Source organism: Aeromicrobium sp. MLTX1, from assembly GCF_046452335.1.
GTDB lineage: Bacteria > Actinomycetota > Actinomycetes > Propionibacteriales > Nocardioidaceae > Aeromicrobium.
This window is the reverse complement of sequence record NZ_JBKFDN010000001.1, coordinates 177,249-192,842: the sequence shown is the minus strand read 5'-3', so window position 1 is coordinate 192,842 and position 15,594 is coordinate 177,249. Positions and strand designations below refer to the sequence as shown.

17 protein-coding genes and 1 other RNA gene are annotated in these 15,594 nt (G+C 72.1%); 12 read left to right on the top strand and 6 right to left on the bottom strand.

The features are described 5' to 3' along the window. Window positions 1-5: 5 nt before the first annotated feature. Together cofE and cofD are read left to right on the top strand one after the other, a co-directional pair. The gene (gene cofE, locus ACK99Q_RS00920; RefSeq protein ID WP_410184382.1) at window positions 6-683 is read left to right on the top strand and encodes a coenzyme F420-0:L-glutamate ligase; all 678 of its coding nucleotides are present in this window, start codon (window positions 6-8) and stop codon (window positions 681-683) included. Further along, window positions 683-1,624 (top strand): 2-phospho-L-lactate transferase, encoded by a 942-nt coding sequence (gene cofD, locus ACK99Q_RS00915; protein WP_410184381.1) that lies wholly within the window; start codon window positions 683-685, stop codon window positions 1,622-1,624. The genes cofE and cofD overlap by 1 nt, the downstream gene beginning before the upstream one ends. A 90-nt stretch (window positions 1,625-1,714) precedes the next feature. On the opposite strand, the gene ACK99Q_RS00910 is transcribed toward cofD, so the two are convergent. Next, complete coding sequence (locus tag ACK99Q_RS00910; RefSeq protein ID WP_410184380.1) at window positions 1,715-2,476, bottom strand: hypothetical protein; 762 nt, start codon at window positions 2,474-2,476, stop codon at window positions 1,715-1,717. 34 nt (window positions 2,477-2,510) lie between these two features. Here ACK99Q_RS00910 and ACK99Q_RS00905 point away from each other — a divergent pair, with 34 nt between their 5' ends. After that, entirely contained in the window at window positions 2,511-2,906 is a 396-nt protein-coding gene (locus tag ACK99Q_RS00905) for a hypothetical protein (RefSeq protein ID WP_410184379.1), read from the top strand. 99 nt (window positions 2,907-3,005) lie between these two features. Next, entirely contained in the window at window positions 3,006-3,410 is a 405-nt protein-coding gene (locus ACK99Q_RS00900) for a hypothetical protein (RefSeq protein WP_410184378.1), read from the top strand. A gap of 3 nt (window positions 3,411-3,413) precedes the next feature. Here the strand turns inward: ACK99Q_RS00900 and cofC are convergent, their stop codons facing one another. From cofC to cofG, 3 genes are read right to left on the bottom strand one after another with little or no spacing between them, the layout of a single operon-like run. Then, window positions 3,414-4,004, bottom strand: a complete 591-nt coding sequence (gene cofC, locus ACK99Q_RS00895) for a 2-phospho-L-lactate guanylyltransferase (protein WP_410184377.1) — start codon at window positions 4,002-4,004, stop codon at window positions 3,414-3,416. Continuing rightward, window positions 3,997-5,436, bottom strand: a complete 1,440-nt coding sequence (locus tag ACK99Q_RS00890) for a flavin-containing monooxygenase (protein WP_410184376.1) — start codon at window positions 5,434-5,436, stop codon at window positions 3,997-3,999. The genes cofC and ACK99Q_RS00890 overlap by 8 nt, the downstream gene beginning before the upstream one ends. Further along, window positions 5,433-7,628 (bottom strand): 7,8-didemethyl-8-hydroxy-5-deazariboflavin synthase CofG, encoded by a 2,196-nt coding sequence (gene cofG, locus ACK99Q_RS00885; RefSeq protein ID WP_410184375.1) that lies wholly within the window; start codon window positions 7,626-7,628, stop codon window positions 5,433-5,435. The genes ACK99Q_RS00890 and cofG overlap by 4 nt, the downstream gene beginning before the upstream one ends. Before the next feature lie 187 nt (window positions 7,629-7,815). Here cofG and ftsE point away from each other — a divergent pair, with 187 nt between their 5' ends. From ftsE to ssrA, 6 genes are all read left to right on the top strand, one after another. After that, window positions 7,816-8,505, top strand: a complete 690-nt coding sequence (ftsE, locus tag ACK99Q_RS00880) for a cell division ATP-binding protein FtsE (protein ID WP_078700200.1) — start codon at window positions 7,816-7,818, stop codon at window positions 8,503-8,505. 5 nt (window positions 8,506-8,510) lie between these two features. After that, complete coding sequence (gene ftsX, locus ACK99Q_RS00875; protein WP_410184374.1) at window positions 8,511-9,425, top strand: permease-like cell division protein FtsX; 915 nt, start codon at window positions 8,511-8,513, stop codon at window positions 9,423-9,425. A gap of 244 nt (window positions 9,426-9,669) precedes the next feature. Continuing rightward, on the top strand, window positions 9,670-10,971 hold the full coding sequence (locus ACK99Q_RS00870; protein ID WP_410184373.1) for a peptidoglycan DD-metalloendopeptidase family protein: 1,302 nt from the start codon (window positions 9,670-9,672) through the stop codon (window positions 10,969-10,971). Between the two features lie 34 nt (window positions 10,972-11,005). Further along, window positions 11,006-11,479, top strand: coding sequence for an SsrA-binding protein SmpB (smpB, locus tag ACK99Q_RS00865; RefSeq protein WP_410184372.1), 474 nt, complete (start codon window positions 11,006-11,008; stop codon window positions 11,477-11,479). Beyond that, window positions 11,476-12,348 carry an amidohydrolase family protein gene (locus tag ACK99Q_RS00860; protein WP_410184371.1) on the top strand — a complete coding sequence of 291 codons (873 nt, stop codon included), beginning with the start codon at window positions 11,476-11,478 and terminating at the stop codon, window positions 12,346-12,348. Before smpB ends, ACK99Q_RS00860 begins: the two co-directional genes overlap by 4 nt. Window positions 12,349-12,410: 62 nt before the next feature. After that, window positions 12,411-12,781: a transfer-messenger RNA gene (ssrA, locus tag ACK99Q_RS00855) on the top strand. Window positions 12,782-12,843: 62 nt separating this feature from the next. Here ssrA and ACK99Q_RS00850 read toward each other — a convergent pair. Beyond that, window positions 12,844-13,923 carry an NADH:flavin oxidoreductase gene (locus tag ACK99Q_RS00850; RefSeq protein ID WP_410184370.1) on the bottom strand — a complete coding sequence of 360 codons (1,080 nt, stop codon included), beginning with the start codon at window positions 13,921-13,923 and terminating at the stop codon, window positions 12,844-12,846. Between the two features lie 65 nt (window positions 13,924-13,988). On the opposite strand from ACK99Q_RS00850, the gene ACK99Q_RS00845 reads away from it, so the two are divergent. Continuing rightward, window positions 13,989-14,390 carry a pyridoxamine 5'-phosphate oxidase family protein gene (locus ACK99Q_RS00845; RefSeq protein ID WP_410184369.1) on the top strand — a complete coding sequence of 134 codons (402 nt, stop codon included), beginning with the start codon at window positions 13,989-13,991 and terminating at the stop codon, window positions 14,388-14,390. A 4-nt stretch (window positions 14,391-14,394) separates the two neighbouring features. After that, window positions 14,395-15,189, top strand: coding sequence for an MBL fold metallo-hydrolase (locus tag ACK99Q_RS00840; RefSeq protein ID WP_410184368.1), 795 nt, complete (start codon window positions 14,395-14,397; stop codon window positions 15,187-15,189). Between the two features lie 150 nt (window positions 15,190-15,339). Here ACK99Q_RS00840 and ACK99Q_RS00835 read toward each other — a convergent pair whose 3' ends face one another. Continuing rightward, on the bottom strand, window positions 15,340-15,543 hold the full coding sequence (locus tag ACK99Q_RS00835; RefSeq protein ID WP_410184367.1) for a cold-shock protein: 204 nt from the start codon (window positions 15,541-15,543) through the stop codon (window positions 15,340-15,342). Between the last annotated feature and the right edge of the window lie 51 nt (window positions 15,544-15,594).

Below are 15,594 nucleotides of genomic sequence, written 5' to 3'. Positions count from 1 at the left end.
TCCCGATGCTGACCGTCCTCGGGATCTCCGGGCTGCCCGAGATCCGTCCCGGCGACGACCTCGCCGCGCTGATCCGCGCGCACGCGGACCTGAAGGACGGCGACATCGTCGTGGTGACCTCGAAGGTCGTCAGCAAGGCGGAGGGGCGCTTCATCCCCGCCGCTGATCGCGAGGCCGCGATCGCCGCGGAGACGGTGCGTGTGGTGGCCGAGCGTGGGCCGGTGCGGATCGTGGAGAACCGCCTCGGCATCGTGGCGGCCGCGGCGGGCATCGACGCGAGCAACGTGCCCGAGGGCCAGGTGCTGCTGCTGCCCGAGGATCCCGACGCCTCGGCGAGGGCGATCGCCGAGGACCTGCGCCGCGATGCGCACGTCGGCGTGCTGGTCTCGGACACCCTGGGCCGGCCGTGGCGGCTGGGCCAGACCGACGTCGCGATCGGCGCCGCCGGCGTGCAGCTGTTCGAGCGGCCCGACCGGGACGCCGACGGCCGGCCGCTGGCCGTCACCCTGCCGTGCGTCGGCGACGAGCTGTGCTCGGCGGCCGAGCTGGTCAAGCCCAAGGACGGGCACGTGCCGGTCGCGGTCGTGCGCGGCCGGGCCGACCTCGTGGGCGACCTCGACCTGCCGGGCGCGCGCAGCATCCTGCGTCCGCTCGAGGACGACCTCTTCCGGACGGGCGGCTGATGCGCGTCACCGTGCTGGCCGGCGGCGTCGGCGGCGCCCGCTTCGTCAAGGGCCTGCGCGACGCGGTCGAGGCCACCGACGAGATCACGGTCGTGGTCAACACCGGCGACGACCTGTGGCTCTCCGGCGTGCGCCTCCAGCCCGACATCGACTCGATCCTCTACGCGCTGGCCGGCGTCAACGACACCGAGCGCGGCTGGGGCCGGGCGGGGGAGAGCGAGCGGGTCAGCGAGGAGCTCCAGGCGTGGGGCGCCGGCTGGCCATGGTTCACCCTCGGTGACCTTGACCTCGGCACCCACCTGGCCCGCACGGGCTGGCTGCGCGACGGGCTGGCTCCGTCGCAGGTCGCCGAGCGGCTGGGCGCGCGGTGGCCCATCGGCGTGCGACTGCTGCCGATGACCGACACCGAGGTCGACACCCAAGTGGTCGTCGAGGACGGCACCCGGATGCACTTCCAGGAGTGGTGGACGCGGCACCGGGCGTCGCTGCGGGCGACCGCGTTCGAGAACCCCGGGATCGCCGATGCGCGCCCGGCACCCGGCGTCGTCGAGGCGATCGAGGGGGCCGACGTCGTCGTGCTCGCGCCGTCGAACCCCGTGGTGTCGATCGGCCCGATCCTCGCCGTGCCCGGGGTGCGCGAGGCTCTGGGCCGCGCGCGCCGGGTCGTGGGCGTCTCGCCGATCATCGGCGGCCGGGTGGTGCGCGGGATGGCCGACGCGTGCCTCGCCGCGATCGGCGTGGAGACCTCGGCCGACGCGGTGGCGCGCCACTACGGACGCCGTGCCGAGGGCGGCGTGCTCGACACCTGGCTCGTGGCCGAGGAGGACGCGGCGCTGGCCCCCGGCCTCGAGGCCGAGGGCTGGGACGTGCGCGTCGAGCCCCTCTGGATGACCGACCCCTCCGCGTCCGCCGCCCTCGCCCGCGCCGCCCTCCGCCCCTGACCCGCCGCCCCCCCGGACGCCGAGTGGCGCAGAATCGCCCGCCACTCGCCGAGTGGCGGGCACATCTGCGCCACTCACGGGGCTCGGCGGTCACGCTGACGTCTCGATGCGAGCGTTGGCCGGCCACCACGTCACGGCGAGCACCACGGCGGCCCAGGCCATCGCGCCGACCGAGATCCACGCGGGCCAGCCGGCGAGCGTCCCCGGGAACGCCCAGGACACGAGGCCGCTGTAGCCGGCCATGAGCGCCGCGCTCGTCCCGGACAGCCTCAGGCTCCCGGACCGTGTCGCGAGCAGCGCCAGCGCCGGTACCGCGAGGGCCAACGCCGCCTGGATCACGTAGTGGTCGACGTCGTTGGTGATGTCGGCGGGCGGCCCGTCCCAGCCGGCCGTCGTCATCCGCCAGGCGTAGGTCAGCGCGAACGGCACCGCAACCAACGCCAGCGGCACCAGCGCACGGAGGCGTACCGGGCTCGAGGACGACGATGGCTGCCGACGCGCGATCGCCCAGACGGTCAGTCCCGACACGGCGGCCAGCAGCAGCATCCACCAGGCTTCCGCCTCGCGACCCAGCACGACCGCCCCCAGCAGGGCAGCCCCGGCGACGCTCAGCTGCGCAAGCGCTGCCTGCGCCGACGCCGGTCGGACGGCCGCGACGAGCAGCGGCAGCGCCAGTCCCAGGCTCACGAACAGGCCCCAGCCCGCCTCGACCATCACGGGCCAGTCCGGGTTCCACGAGAAGAACAGGTCGATCAGCCCAAAGCCCGGCACCAGCCAGACGAGGGCCACGAGCACGGCCCAGAGCCTCAGCAGCACGATCACGGGCCACACCTTGGCAGAGCGCGCGCGCATCGACCAGCATCAGGCCGGTCGCTAGCGTGGGCGCATGCGCCTCCTCGCTGCCCTCCTGCTCGCGCTGACCCTGCTGACCGGATGCTCGGACGGCTCCGACACGGCGTCGGACCCGGGAACCTCGGCCGGCGAGGAGCGGCCGGAGGACACGCTGCCCGTGCTGGGCCGCTGGACGTCCGAGCCGCTCGACTCGGGCCAGACCGTCATCCTGACGCTCTCCGACGACAACACCTACGTGGCCGAGAACGAGTGCCTCGAGCTGACCGGGCGCTGGGAGCTGACCGGCGGGGAGGTCCTGCTGACGCCCGACGACGGGGGGATCCAGTGCGGCGAGGAGGTCGGTCCGCCGGTGGAGCTGCCGAAGGCCTTCGCGGTGGACGGCGACCGCCTCGTCCCGGAGGGCGAAGGGCCCACGTTCACGCAGGACTGAGGGGCCAGAGCGACTGTTGTGAGAGTTGCTCGCATTCCAGCCTGAAATCCATCCCTCAGAGGTGCTGACCGCGGCTCGGAGCCGGTCTACCTTGTGGCCATGCGCACCCTGTCGGCCCTCGTTCTGGCGGTCCTCGTGCTGGCCGGCTGCGCGGGCGAGACGCCCGAGGGCTATCCCGCGCAGACGTCGTCGGCCGGCGTCGGCCAGCCCGAGGACACGCTGCCGGTGCTGGGCGCCTGGGTCTCCCAGCCGATCCCCGAGACGGGCCGCCGGCTCATCCTCACGCTCCTGGACGACGACACCTACGTCATCACCGACACGTGCTCGGAGATCCCCGGCCGCTGGGACCTGCGCGGCGGTCAGGTGCTGCTGACGCCGGACGACACCGGCGTGGTCCACTGCGGCGACGACGAGGACCCGCCGGCCGAGCTGCCCGCCGCGCTCACGGTGGACGGCGGCCGTCTGGTGCCCGAGGGAACGGGCCCCGTCTTCAGCCGGAACTGAGCCTCAGACCACCCGCCGCAGCACGGCCGTGGTGCGAGGGCCGAGCGTGCCGACGAGATGGTCGGCCCGGTCGACGTCGCGGCGCATCGTGGACGAGACGGGGACGGGCAGTTCGACGAAGCCCGCCTCGCGGTGGCGCTGCCACGACCCCGGCCCGAACGCGGCCGGCAGGTCGCCCTCGCGCGCGGTGACGAGCGTGGTGCCCTGGCGCTCCTCGTCGGGGACGGCGCCGAGCCTGGTGTCCTCGGCCAGCTCGAGCGCGAGCGCGAGGTCGTCGGGACGCAGGCCCGGCAGGTCGCCCAGGAGCACCGCCCGTCGTCCGTGCGGTGCGGCGGCCAGTCCGTCGGTGACGGCGGCGGCGATGCCGCGCGGCTCGGGCTCGAGCACGACCTCCACGCCGGGCGCGCCGATCATCGGGTCGGCCGTGACGACGACGACCCGGGCGACCTCGGCGGCGGCCTCGATCGTGTCGAGGGCGATCGCGCGCGCCAGCTCGACCCGGTCGATCCCGGGCAGGTCGAGGCGGGACTTGCCCAGGTGCGGGGGCTTCACCGGGATGACGACCGTCCAGGCCCGCCGACGCCGGTCAGGCACCCTCGGACTCCGAGGGGTCGAGGTGCGCCAGCCCGAACGGCTCGGGCTCGAAGTAGCCGAAGCGGTCGCGGAACTCCTGGGCCTTGCCCGGCCACAGCAGCACCTGGCGGCCCGACGGCTCGTCGACGTACCAGTTGCTGCAGCCCGAGGTCCACACACCGCTGCGGCCCTGGATCTCGTCGATGTAGGCCTGCTCGGCCTCCACCGACACCTCGAGCGGACCGTGCGCGGTCCACGGGATCGCCGACATGGCGTAGTCGGCCTGGGCCTCGATCATCAGCACGGCGGAGTTGTGCGCGAGCGTGGCGTTCGGGCCGTCGAGCACGAACAGGTTGGGGAAGCCGTGCACCGCGGTGGAGCCGTAGGCCCGCATGCCCTGCGACCAGTACTGGTCGAGCGAGATCCCGTCGCGCCCGGTGACGAGCTCGGCGTAGGGCTGGCGCGTGCTGTGGAACCCCGTGGCCGTGACGACGACGTCGACCTCGTGACGCGATCCGTCGGCCGCCAGCACGGCGCCGGCCTCGTAGCCGGTGAGGGCGCCGGGGACGAGTCGCACGTGGGGGAGCCGCAGGGCGGCGAAGTAGTCGTCACTGAACAGGACGCGCTTGCAGCCGAACTCGTGGTCGGGCGTCAGCGCCGCGCGCAGGACGGGGTCGGGCACCTGGTCGGCGAGGTGGTCGAGGGCTCGCGCGCGAGCCTCGGCTCGACCGTCGCCGGCGCGCTGGTCGAAGACCTCCTCGGTCTCGCGCATGAGCGCGCCGCGCAGGTCGGCGAGCCGCTCGGGCTGCTGCTCGAACAGCGTGATCTCGGCGTCGGCGTAGGCGCGGTCGCCCTTGGGCAGGATGTAGGGCGCGCTGCGCTGCAGCACCACGACGGACTCGGCCCGACGAGCGAGCTCGGGGACCACCTGGACGCCCGAAGCGCCGGTACCGACGACGGCGACCCGCTTGCCCTCGAGATCGAGCTCGTCGTCCCAGCGCGCCGTGTGCACCACGGGGCCGTCGAAGGTGCCCGGCACGTCGGGCAGGCGCGGCTCGGTGAGCCGACCGGCGGCCATCACGAGGACCTCGGCCTCGAGGGCGCCCCGCGAGGTGGCCAGCTGCCAGTGGGTGCCGTCCCACCGCGCGTTCTCGAGCCGGGTGGACAGCATGATGCGATCGGCGACGGGTGCGGCGGCGTCCTCGAGGTACTCGCGGATCTCGGCGCCGGGCGCGAAGACGCGGCTGAAGCCCGGGTGGGCGATGTCGGAGTAGCCGTACAGGTGCGCCGGCACGTCGCACGCGACGCCGGGGTAGCGGTTGTCGTGCCAGGTGCCGCCGATGCCGGGACGCCGCTCGAGCACGACGAACGACTCGCCGGCCGCGGCGAGGCGGCGGGCCATGGCGACCCCGGCGAAGCCGGCGCCGACGACCGCGACGCGGACGCGCGTCATCGGGCGACGCCGTAGGTGGTGGTGCGCAGTCGCAGCTGCCGGCCGAGGGAGCGGGCGATGCGCTCGGCGGCCTGGATGGTCAGCTCGTGGCCGAACTCGACGCCGTCCCCGGGCAGCACCCGGCCGTCGTAGAGCGTGCCGCCGAGGTCGTCGGCGCCCGAGCGCAGGACGAGCGTGGCGCCGTCGACGCCGAGGCGCGTCCAGGCGGCCTGCACGTGGCTGATGCTGCCGTGCAGCAGCAGCCGGGCCACGGCGTGCACGGCGCGGTGCTGGTCGTCGTCGTGGTCGCCGCCCGGGAACGCCATCGGCACGAGCTCGTTGAAGCCGCCGGTGTCGGACTGGATCGCACGCAGGCGGCGCAGGTGGCGCACGCGCTGCAGGGGCGACTCGCCGTGACCGTAGAAGAGCACCGAGGTGGACCGCAGCCCGAGCCCGTGGGCCGCGCGGATCGCCTGCTCCCACTCGGCGACGGGCAGGTCGGCGGGGAAGTGCCGCGCACGGTGCTCCTCGTCGAGGACCTTCACGCCCGTGCCGGGCACGGTGTCGACGCCCGCGGCGGCCAGCGCGGCGTACTGCTCGGCCACGGTGCGGCCCGTGCGACGTGCGCCGTCGATGACGTCGGCGGGGCGGAACGCGTGCAGGTGCAGGCCGGGCGCGGCGGCGCGGGCGGCGCGCAGCATCTGCTCGTAGACGTCGTCCGGCGTGCCGGCCGGTGCGGTGCCCTGGATGCAGAGCTCGGTGGCGCCGAGGTCGACGGCGTCGGCCGCGACCTGCGCGACGAGGTCGGGATCGGTGACCCGGTCGGACCCGAGGTTGCGGTTCTGCACGAGCGAGACGGTGGCCCCGGCGACCGAGCGTCGCAGCTCGTCGGCCAGCCCGGCGAGCCGGTCGAGGTCCCGCCCGGTGGAGGTCATCAGCCGCACGTACTCGTCGTCGGTGAGCCCGGCCGGGTCGTCCTCGATCCGCACTCGCTGGGCGTGACGTTTGCGGGGTGTTTCGGGCGATTCTGCCCCGGAAACGTCACTGCCAGCGCTTCCTCGGGCCATGCCGTCGGCGTCAGCCAGGGCGAGGACGGCGTCGTGGAGGGCGGGGTCGATCCAGGCATCGCGGTCGCGGATGTAGTGCGGGTGCACCGTGAGGCGCTCGCGCAGCTCGAACCCGGCGGCGCGGGTGAGCTCGGCCAGCTGGTCGACCTGGGGCCACGGGCGCTCGGGGTTCACGTGGTCGGCGGTGAGGGGGCTGACGCCGCCCCAGTCGTCGATGCCGGCGGCCACGAGGAGCGCGAGCTCGGCGGGATCGGAGAGGTTCGGCGGCGCCTGGATGCGGGCGTCGGGACCCAGCACGATGCGCGCGGTGGCGACGGCCGCGATGTAGGCGTCGGTCTCGGCGTCGGCGACGCCCTGCATCGCGGTGGCGGGCTTGGCGCGGAAGTTCTGCACGATCACCTCCTGCACGTGGCCGTGCCGCTCCGACAGGTCGCGCAGGGCGAGGATCGAGTCGAACCGCTCCTCCACGGTCTCGCCGATGCCCACGAGGATGCCGGTGGTGAACGGGATCCGCTGGCGGCCCGCGTCCTCGAGCACCTGGAGCCGCAGGGCCGGGTCCTTGTCGGGGGAGCCGAAGTGCGCCTGGCCGGGCTCGGCGAACAGCCGGTGACTGGTGGTCTCGAGCATCATCCCCATCGACGGGGCGGTGGGGCGCAGGACGCGCAGCTCCTCGGCGGTCATGACCCCGGGGTTGAGGTGCGCCAGCAGGCCCGTCTCGGCGGTGATGCGCCGCGCCAGGTGGCCGACGTAGTCGAGCGTGGACGCGAAGCCGTGCGCGTCGAGCCACTCGCGTGCGACGTCCCAGCGGTCCTCGGGGCGGTCGCCGAGGGTCAGCAGCGCCTCCTTGCAGCCCAGCGCCGCGCCCTGGTGGGCGATCGCGAGCACGTGCTCCTCGGAGAGGTACGGGGCGATGCCCTTGCGCTCGAGCTTGGCGGGGGTGTCGACGAAGACGCAGTAGTGGCAGCGGTCGCGGCACAGCGTGGTGACGGGCACGAACACCTTGCGCGACCACGTGATGACGCCGGGGCGGCCGGCGCGGGCGAGACCCTCGTCGCGGATCCGTCCGGCCTCGCGCACGAGGTCCTCCAGGTCGGTGCCACGAGCCGAGAGCATCGAGGCGGCTGCCTCGACTGCATGCAGACTCATGTGGACTCCCGGCGTGCTGACTCGCTCTCACCCTAGCCGCCGGGACCACGGCCGGTCGCGCCGGAGGAATGCCTCGCGGACCGCCCGGCCCCGCGTTCGAGGGCGCATCCGCGGTGAGGCACTCCTCACGGGAAACGGGCCCGGCGGCTGCCGGGTTTCCTCAGGTCACACACCTACACTCGATCGGGTGATTCGCTTCGACAAGGTCACCAAGACCTACCCCGGCCAGAAGCGCGCCGCCCTCGACCGGCTCGACCTGGAGATCACGAAGGGCGAGTTCGTCTTCCTCGTGGGCGCCTCCGGCTCCGGCAAGTCGACCTTCCTGCGCCTGATCCTGCGCGAGGCCCGCCCGACCTCGGGCCACGTCTACGTCGCGGGCAAGGAGATCAACAAGCTCTCCAGCTGGAAGGTGCCGAAGCTGCGCCGCCAGCTGGGCACCGTCTTCCAGGACTTCCGGCTGCTGCCGAACAAGACCGTCTTCGAGAACGTCGCGTACGCGCTGGAGGTCATCGGCAAGCCGCGCGACGAGATCAAGCGCCTCGTCCCCGAGACCCTCGACCTGGTCGGCCTCGACGGCAAGGGCCACCGCCGCCCCGACGAGCTGTCGGGCGGTGAGCAGCAGCGCGTCGCCATCGCGCGGGCCTACGTCAACCGGCCGATGATCCTCATCGCCGACGAGCCCACCGGCAACCTTGATCCCAGCACCAGCGTCGGCATCATGAAGCTGCTCGACCGGATCAACCGCGAGGACACCACCGTCCTGATGGCCACCCACGACTCCTCGATCGTCGACCAGATGCGCAAGCGCGTCATCGAGCTCGACGAGGGGCGCGTCGTGCGCGACGAGGCCCGCGGCATCTACGGCTACGAGAACTGAGACCCATGCGAGCGATCCTCAACGAGCTGCGCGCCAGCCTGACCCGCAACACCTCCATGACGATCTCGCTGATCGTCACGATGAGCGTGTCGCTGCTGCTGGCCTCCCTCGGCCTGCTGATCCAGGCCCAGGCCGAGCGCACCGAGCAGTACTTCGGCGACCGCCTGCAGCTGCAGGTCAACCTGTGCACCAAGAACTCCCCGGCGGCCACGTGCGTCGGCGGCGCCGCCACCGACGAGCAGAAGCAGGCCGTCCAGGACGCCCTCACCGACAACCCCGAGGTGCGCGACTACACCGTCCGCAGCCCCCAGGAGAACTATGCCCAGGCGCGCGAGCTCCTCGGCCAGACCGACACGGGCCGCAAGCAGCTGGAGACCCTCGGCGTCGACTCGTTCCCCGAGTCGTACTTCGTCACCCTGAAGGACCCGCAGCAGTTCGACGGCGTCGTCAGCGAGGTCTCGGGCATGGACGGCGTGGGCAACGTCAACTCGCTGCGCGACCTGCTCGGGCCGCTGTTCGAGATGCTCGACAAGATGCAGTGGGCGGCGCTGGCGACGGCGGGCCTGCTGATCATCGCGGCGATCCTCCAGGTCTCGAACACGATCCGGATGACAGCGTTCGCGCGGCGCCGCGAGATCGGCATCATGCGCCTCGTCGGCGCCTCCAGCTGGCACATCCAGGCGCCCTTCGTCCTGGAGTCGCTCGTCGCGGCGTTCATCTCGGCGGCGCTCGCGGCCGGTGGTCTCGCGGCGTTCATGCACTTCGTCGTCTACGGCTACCTACGCGACACGCTCGGCCGGATCACCACGTGGGTGCGCTGGGAGGACGCGTTCCTGGTCATGGGCATGACCACGGTCCTCGCCCTGCTCCTGGCGCTCGTGCCGACGTTCGTCATGACGCGCAAGTACCTCGACGTCTGACGCCGCCCGGCGACCGGCCGGCCTCTCGCGAACCTCTCTCCACTTTTGGAACGGGATGCACGTTTTCGTTCGCGAGAACGGTGCATCCCGTTCCAAAAGTGCAGTCGGCGCGCGGCCCGAACCGTGAGCGGCGGCGACACGCGCGGCGCGGAGCGCCCACCAAACCCTCAACCTGAGGCGTAGAGTCACTCGAGTCACATCGCACGATTCCGTCCTGACGGACACTTCCCCGGATTCGAGGCACATGACGAGATTGCGCAAGCCGCTGCTCGCCCTCGCCCTCAGCGCTCTGCTGGTGGCCGGATTCAGCGCGCCCACCTTCGGTGACGAGAAGGACGACGTCAAGCGCGAGCAGCGCGAGAACAACCAGCGCCTCAAGGACGCCAAGGACGAGGTCCAGGAGTCCACGAAGGCCGCCCGCGACGCGAAGCTCGCCTTCATCAACGCCAACACCAAGCTCGCCGACGCGCAGTCCCAGCTGGGGCAGACGCGCGGCCGGCTCGCGGTCGCCCAGGCCGAGGACGCGCGCCTGCGCGCCGCCCTGGACAAGGCCGAGGCCGAGCTCTCCGCCGCCGAGGACCGCCTCGAGCGGGCCGAGAAGGAGCTGCGGCAGTCCCGCGGCGCCGTGGAGTCCTTCGCCGTCGAGTCCGTCATGGCCGGCGACGCCGGGCTCAAGGCCTTCGGCGACCTCCTCCGCGGCTCCGATCCCGGACTGTTCTCCGAGCAGATGAGCGCCAAGACCTCGATCGGCGACGCCCAGATCGCGATCATGCAGGAGCTGGCCGCCTCCGAGGTCATGCTGGGCATCGAGCGCGACAAGGTCGAGGAGCTCCGCGACCAGGTGGCGCAGCAGAAGCAGCAGGCCGAGGCCGTCGTCGTGCAGATGCAGGAGCTGACCGCCCAGGCCGAGGCGCAGGCCGCCTCCGTGGCGAAGCTGGTCACCGCCCGGGCCGGCGCCAAGCGCGCCGCCGACGCGACCCTCGCCGAGGACCTGGCCCTGCAGGCCGAGCTCGAGGCCGACCGGCGTCGCCTCGAGAGCCAGATGGCCGAGATCGTCCGCAAGGAGCTCGAGGCCGCCGAGCGCGCCCGCAAGAAGAAGGGCGGCGGCGGTGGAGGCGGCGGCGACGGCGGTGGCACCACCGGCGACTCCGGCGGCGCCCTGAGCCGCCCGGTCAACGGCCCGATCACCTCGCCCTACGGCATGCGCCGTCACCCGATCACGGGCGTCTACAAGCTGCACGACGGCACCGACTTCGGCGTCGGCTGCGGCGTCCCGATCCGCGCGGCCGCCGGCGGCACGATCGTGTCGCAGTACTACAACGGCGGCTACGGCAACCGCGTCATCCTCAACAACGGCGTCAAGCGCGGCAAGAGCGTCATCACGACCTACAACCACCTGTCGCGGTTCGCTCGCAGCAGCGGCGCGAAGGTCAAGCGCGGCGACGTCATCGGCTACGTCGGCTCCACCGGCTACTCCACGGGCTGCCACCTGCACTTCATGGTGCTGGTCAACGGGTCGACCACGAACCCGATGAACTGGCTCTGAGCGTCCAGTCGCCCTCACCTGACAGAATGGTCGAATGGCCAAGGAGACCGGTCGCAAGCTGATTGCGCAGAACAAGAAGGCGCGGCACGACTATCACATCGAGGACACCTTCGAGGCCGGTCTGGTGCTGACCGGCACGGAGGTCAAGTCGCTGCGCCAGGGCCGGGCCTCCCTCGTCGACGGGTTCGGCGAGATCGACCGCGGCGAGGCCTGGCTGCTCCAGGTGCACATCCCGCAGTACGACAACGGCACGTGGACCAACCACGAGACCCGCCGTCGCCGCAAGCTCCTGCTGAACCGCCACGAGATCGAGCGGATCGAGCACCGCACCCAGTCCAAGGGCCTCACGATCATCCCGCTGAGCCTGTACTTCAAGGACGGCCGCGCGAAGGTCGAGATCGCTCTCGCCCGCGGCAAGAAGGCCTACGACAAGCGCCACGCCATCGCCGAGCGCCAGGCGTCCCGCGACGCCGAGCGCGAGGTCGGTCGCCGGCTCAAGGGCATATGACCTGGCAGGACGCCGACCTGGCCGCGTACCTCGAGCGGCTCGGCGTGCCGGGGATCGTCGACGTCCACGTGCACTTCATGGCGCCGCAGGTGCTGGCGAAGGTGTGGGCGTACTTCGACTCCGCCGGCCCGAAGCTGGGGCGCGCGTGGCCGATCCACTACCGCACGAGCGACGAGGAGCGCGTCGAGACGCTGCGCTCGCTCGGCGTGAAGCGGTTCACCGCGCTGTCCTACGCGCACAAGCCGGGCATCGCGCCGTTCATGAACGACTGGCTCGCCGGGTTCGCCGAGCGGGTGCCCGACTCGGTGCCGTCGGCCACGTTCTTCCCCGAGCCCGAGGCTGCCGAGTACGTCCCGGCCGCCATCGCGTCGGGCGTGCGGATGTTCAAGGCCCACCTGCAGGTGGGCGAGTTCGCGGCGGACGACCCGCTGCTCGACCCCGTCTGGGCGGCGCTCGACGAGTCGCAGGTCCCGATCGTGCTGCACGCCGGCTCCGGGCCGGCGCCGGGACCGCACACGGGTCCGCGCGGGGTGGCCGCCGTGCTCGAGCGCTTCCCGCGGCTGCCGCTCGTGATCGCGCACCTGGGCATGCCCGAGGTCGACGCGTTCTGCGACCTCGCCGAGCGGTACCCGAACGTGCGCCTCGACACCACCATGACGTTCGTCGACTTCTTCGACGACCCACCGCCGGTGGACCCGAAGCGGCTGCTGGCGCTGCAGGACCGGATCGTCTTCGGCAGCGACTTCCCGAACATTCCCTACCCCTACGCCCACCAGGTCGAGGCCCTCGACCGCCTCGGTCTCGGCGAGGACTGGATGCGCTCGGTGCTGTGGCACAACGGCGCCGACCTCGTCGGCCCCGTCGACTGACGCCCCGACGGGAACAATTCGCACCGGCAGCCGGTTAGAATGGGTGCATTGACAATTTCAGAGGGGCTGATCGGTTTCGACTGTGGTCGTTCGATCCAAGAGAAGCGGGTAGAGAAGGCAACGTCATCTCTCAAACGATCGTTGCAAACCCATAAGTGCCGATTCCAAGCGCACTGACTTCGCCCTCGCTGCCTGACAGCGACCTGCGAAGGGTGGACCCGGGAGCGTCCTCGTCCCGGATCGTCCATCTCATCTAGAGGACTTGCTGGTCTGACCGTGTAGCGAGGTCAGATCGGGACTTCTCCGCTACTGAGCCTGTCGGTGACGCGTTCGTCCGAGCACCGGGGCCGAGAAAAGCGCCAGACGAACTGCACCCGGAGAAGTCTTGGTTCAGCGTCATAGGACCCGGGTTCGATTCCCGGCAGCTCCACCAGCCCTCATGAGTCAACGACGAAGGGCCACCCCGCAGGGGGTGGCCCTTCGTCGTTCCCGGGGTCAGGCGACGAAGTCGTCCCAGCCGTCGGCGAGGTAGTCGATGAAGTCGCGGCCGAGGTGCTCCTGCTCGAGGCGGCTGCGGCTGAAGGGCTGCGGCTCGCTGACGAACCCGGGCGTCGAGGCGACGAGTCGGGGGAGGTCGTGGTGGATGATCGCCGCCGTGCCCACGGTGACGAAGTCGGCCCCGCGCTCGAGGCACCAGTCGGCGTCCTGTGCCGCCAGGATCTTCCCGGCCACGCCGAGGCGCGTGCCGTGACGCGGCAGATCGACGTACTGGTCGATCAGCAGGCCGTCCACCGCGGTGTCGCGAGGCTCCTTCGCGACGTCCCACAACGACAGGTCGACGTAGTCGGCGTCGCCCGACGCGAGGATCTGCTCGACGAGGGCACGCGAGTCGGCGACCGTGATGCCGTTGCCCTCGGGCGAGACCCGGACGCCCACCTGGAAGTCCGCGCCGGTGGCGGCGCGGATCCCGCTCAGGACCTCGCGCAGCGGTCGGCTGCGACCCTCGAGCGAGCCGCCGTACCCGTCGGTGCGGTGGTTCTTGCGCGCGTCGAGGAACTGGCACAGCACGTAGCCGTGGGCGCCGTGGATCTCCACGCCGTCGAACCCGGCCCGCTCGGCGCGGACGGCAGCGGCCACGAAGTCGTCGATGACGCGTTGGACGTCGCTCGTCGAGAGGGCGTGCACGCCGCGGTCGGGGTCGTCCCACGGGGCGACGAGCGGCAGCCCCGAGATCGACGCGTCCGCGCGCATGCCGCCGTGGTGCAGCTGGATCGACGAGACGGCGCCGAGCTCGCGGATCCCGTCGGCGAGGCGTCGCAGGCCCGCGTCGTGCCGGTCGTCGCTGATGCCGAGCTGGCCCTTCCAGGCCTGGCCCTCGGGCGAGACGTAGGCGGCGCAGGTCATCACGAGGCCGAAGCCGCCGCGGGCCCGCGCGACGAGCCACTCGTACTCGTCGTCCGACAGCGTGCCGTCGGCGTGGCTCTGCTTGTTCGTCAGGGGAGCGAGCGTCCAGCGGTTGGGCCAGGCGGGGCCGTGGGCGAGCTCGAGGGGCGCGGCGGGGTTCGGGGTCGACACGTCCCTCACCCTACGATCCGGCACCCGAGGCGGGCCGCAGGCGTCCGCCCGCGATGATGGTCCCCATGACCGACGTCTGGCTGCCCGAGGGCGACTTCCTCACCGATCGCCACCTCGCGACCCTGTCCACGATCGGACCCGGCGGGCGGATCCACGTCGTCGCGGTCGGCTTCACCGTGCACGAGGGGATCGTGCGGATCACGACGATGGACGGCAGCCAGAAGGTGCGCAACGTGGAGCGCGACCCGCGCGCCACCGTGGCGCAGGTCGCCGGGCCCCAGTGGCTGAGCATCGCGGGCACCGCCGAAATCTTGCGCGACCGCGAGTCGATCACCCTGGCCGAGCAGCTGTACGCGCAGCGCTACCGGCAGCCGAAGGAGAACCCGCGCCGGGTCGTCATCGCGATCACGCCCGAGAAGGTCATGTGCTCGCCGGGCCTGCGCGGCGAGGTCCCGGCGCACGACTGAGTCCGTGGAGGTCCTGCTGCTGGGCACCGGCTCGGCCGACGGCTGGCCGTCGCCGTTCTGTCGCTGCGCCTCGTGCACGACGATGCGCGGGCGCGGCGAGCTGCGCACGCCCACCAGCGTGCTCGTCGACGGACGACTCTGGATCGACCCTGGCCCCGAGGCGGCGCGGCAGGCCCTGCGTGCCGGCGTGGACCTCGCCGACGTCGACACCGTGCTCGTGTCGCACGCGCACTCCGACCACCTCGACCCGGCGTTCCTGCTGCACCGCGGCTGGGTCAGCGAGCGGCCGCTCACCGTCTTCGGGCCGGCGCCCGCGATCGCGCGGTGTCGTGACTGGCTCGCGCCCGGCCAGACCGCGGTGCGTCTCGTGGAGTTGACCGCGGGCGACGCGGTGGAGGCGGCGCCGTTCCGGATCACGGTCGCGCCCGCCGCCCATGAGGCCCTCGGCGAGGCCGTGCTCTACCGGGTCGACGCGGCCGGCAGCCTGCTCTACGGCTGCGACACCGGGCCGTGGGCGCCAGGAGCACTCGACGCGATCGGGTCGCGGCGGCTCGACGTGGTGCTGCTGGAGCAGACGTTCGGCGACCGGCTCGACCTGGCGGGGGAGCGACACCTCGGGCTGGCGACCTTCGCCGACTCGATCGAGGCGCTGCGGTCGGCCGGAGTCGTGGACGCCGCGACGCAGGTGGTCGCGGTGCACCTCAGTCACCACAACGACCCCGACGTCGAGCAGCGGCTCGCGACCCTCGGAGCCGCCGTGGGTCGCGACGGTCAGCGCCTCCGCGCTCGAGATGTGTAGCGCTGGCCACCGTTTCTCGGCCTGAGCCACCGAAAAACGGTGGATACCGCTACAGATCTGGCCCGGGGGACCCGGGAGTGCTGGCCCGGGAAAAGGGGAAAGCCCCCGCCGAAGCGGGGGCTTTCCGGGGAGTTCTCGCGTTGCGAAAGCTCAGATCGCGCGGATCTTGGCGGCCTGCAGGCCCTTCTGGCCCTGCGTGACCTCGAACTCGACCTTCTGGTTGTCCTCGAGCGAGCGGTAGCCCGAGCCCTGGATCTCGCTGAAGTGCGCGAACAGGTCCTCGCCGCCGTCGTCGGGGGCAATGAAGCCGAAGCCCTTCTCAGCGTTGAACCACTTCACAGTTCCGGTAGCCATGTCGTCTCCTTGGGAGTTGTGCGCACTCGTGAATCGCGTGCGGCTGGATGT

What these genes read in the sequence shown, in the direction of transcription:
- cofE (WP_410184382.1), top strand. Translation starts at nt 6, where the DNA reads ATGCTGACCGTCCTCGGGATCTCCGGGCTGCCCGAGATCCGTCCCGGC.
- cofD (WP_410184381.1), top strand. Translation starts at nt 683, where the DNA reads ATGCGCGTCACCGTGCTGGCCGGCGGCGTCGGCGGCGCCCGCTTCGTC.
- ACK99Q_RS00910 (WP_410184380.1), bottom strand. Translation starts at nt 2,476, where the DNA reads ATGCGCGCGCGCTCTGCCAAGGTGTGGCCCGTGATCGTGCTGCTGAGG.
- ACK99Q_RS00905 (WP_410184379.1), top strand. Translation starts at nt 2,511, where the DNA reads ATGCGCCTCCTCGCTGCCCTCCTGCTCGCGCTGACCCTGCTGACCGGA.
- ACK99Q_RS00900 (WP_410184378.1), top strand. Translation starts at nt 3,006, where the DNA reads ATGCGCACCCTGTCGGCCCTCGTTCTGGCGGTCCTCGTGCTGGCCGGC.
- ACK99Q_RS00890 (WP_410184376.1), bottom strand. Translation starts at nt 5,436, where the DNA reads ATGACGCGCGTCCGCGTCGCGGTCGTCGGCGCCGGCTTCGCCGGGGTC.
- cofG (WP_410184375.1), bottom strand. Translation starts at nt 7,628, where the DNA reads ATGAGTCTGCATGCAGTCGAGGCAGCCGCCTCGATGCTCTCGGCTCGT.
- ftsX (WP_410184374.1), top strand. Translation starts at nt 8,511, where the DNA reads ATGCGAGCGATCCTCAACGAGCTGCGCGCCAGCCTGACCCGCAACACC.
- ACK99Q_RS00870 (WP_410184373.1), top strand. Translation starts at nt 9,670, where the DNA reads ATGACGAGATTGCGCAAGCCGCTGCTCGCCCTCGCCCTCAGCGCTCTG.
- smpB (WP_410184372.1), top strand. Translation starts at nt 11,006, where the DNA reads ATGGCCAAGGAGACCGGTCGCAAGCTGATTGCGCAGAACAAGAAGGCG.
- ACK99Q_RS00860 (WP_410184371.1), top strand. Translation starts at nt 11,476, where the DNA reads ATGACCTGGCAGGACGCCGACCTGGCCGCGTACCTCGAGCGGCTCGGC.
- ACK99Q_RS00845 (WP_410184369.1), top strand. Translation starts at nt 13,989, where the DNA reads ATGACCGACGTCTGGCTGCCCGAGGGCGACTTCCTCACCGATCGCCAC.
- ACK99Q_RS00835 (WP_410184367.1), bottom strand. Translation starts at nt 15,543, where the DNA reads ATGGCTACCGGAACTGTGAAGTGGTTCAACGCTGAGAAGGGCTTCGGC.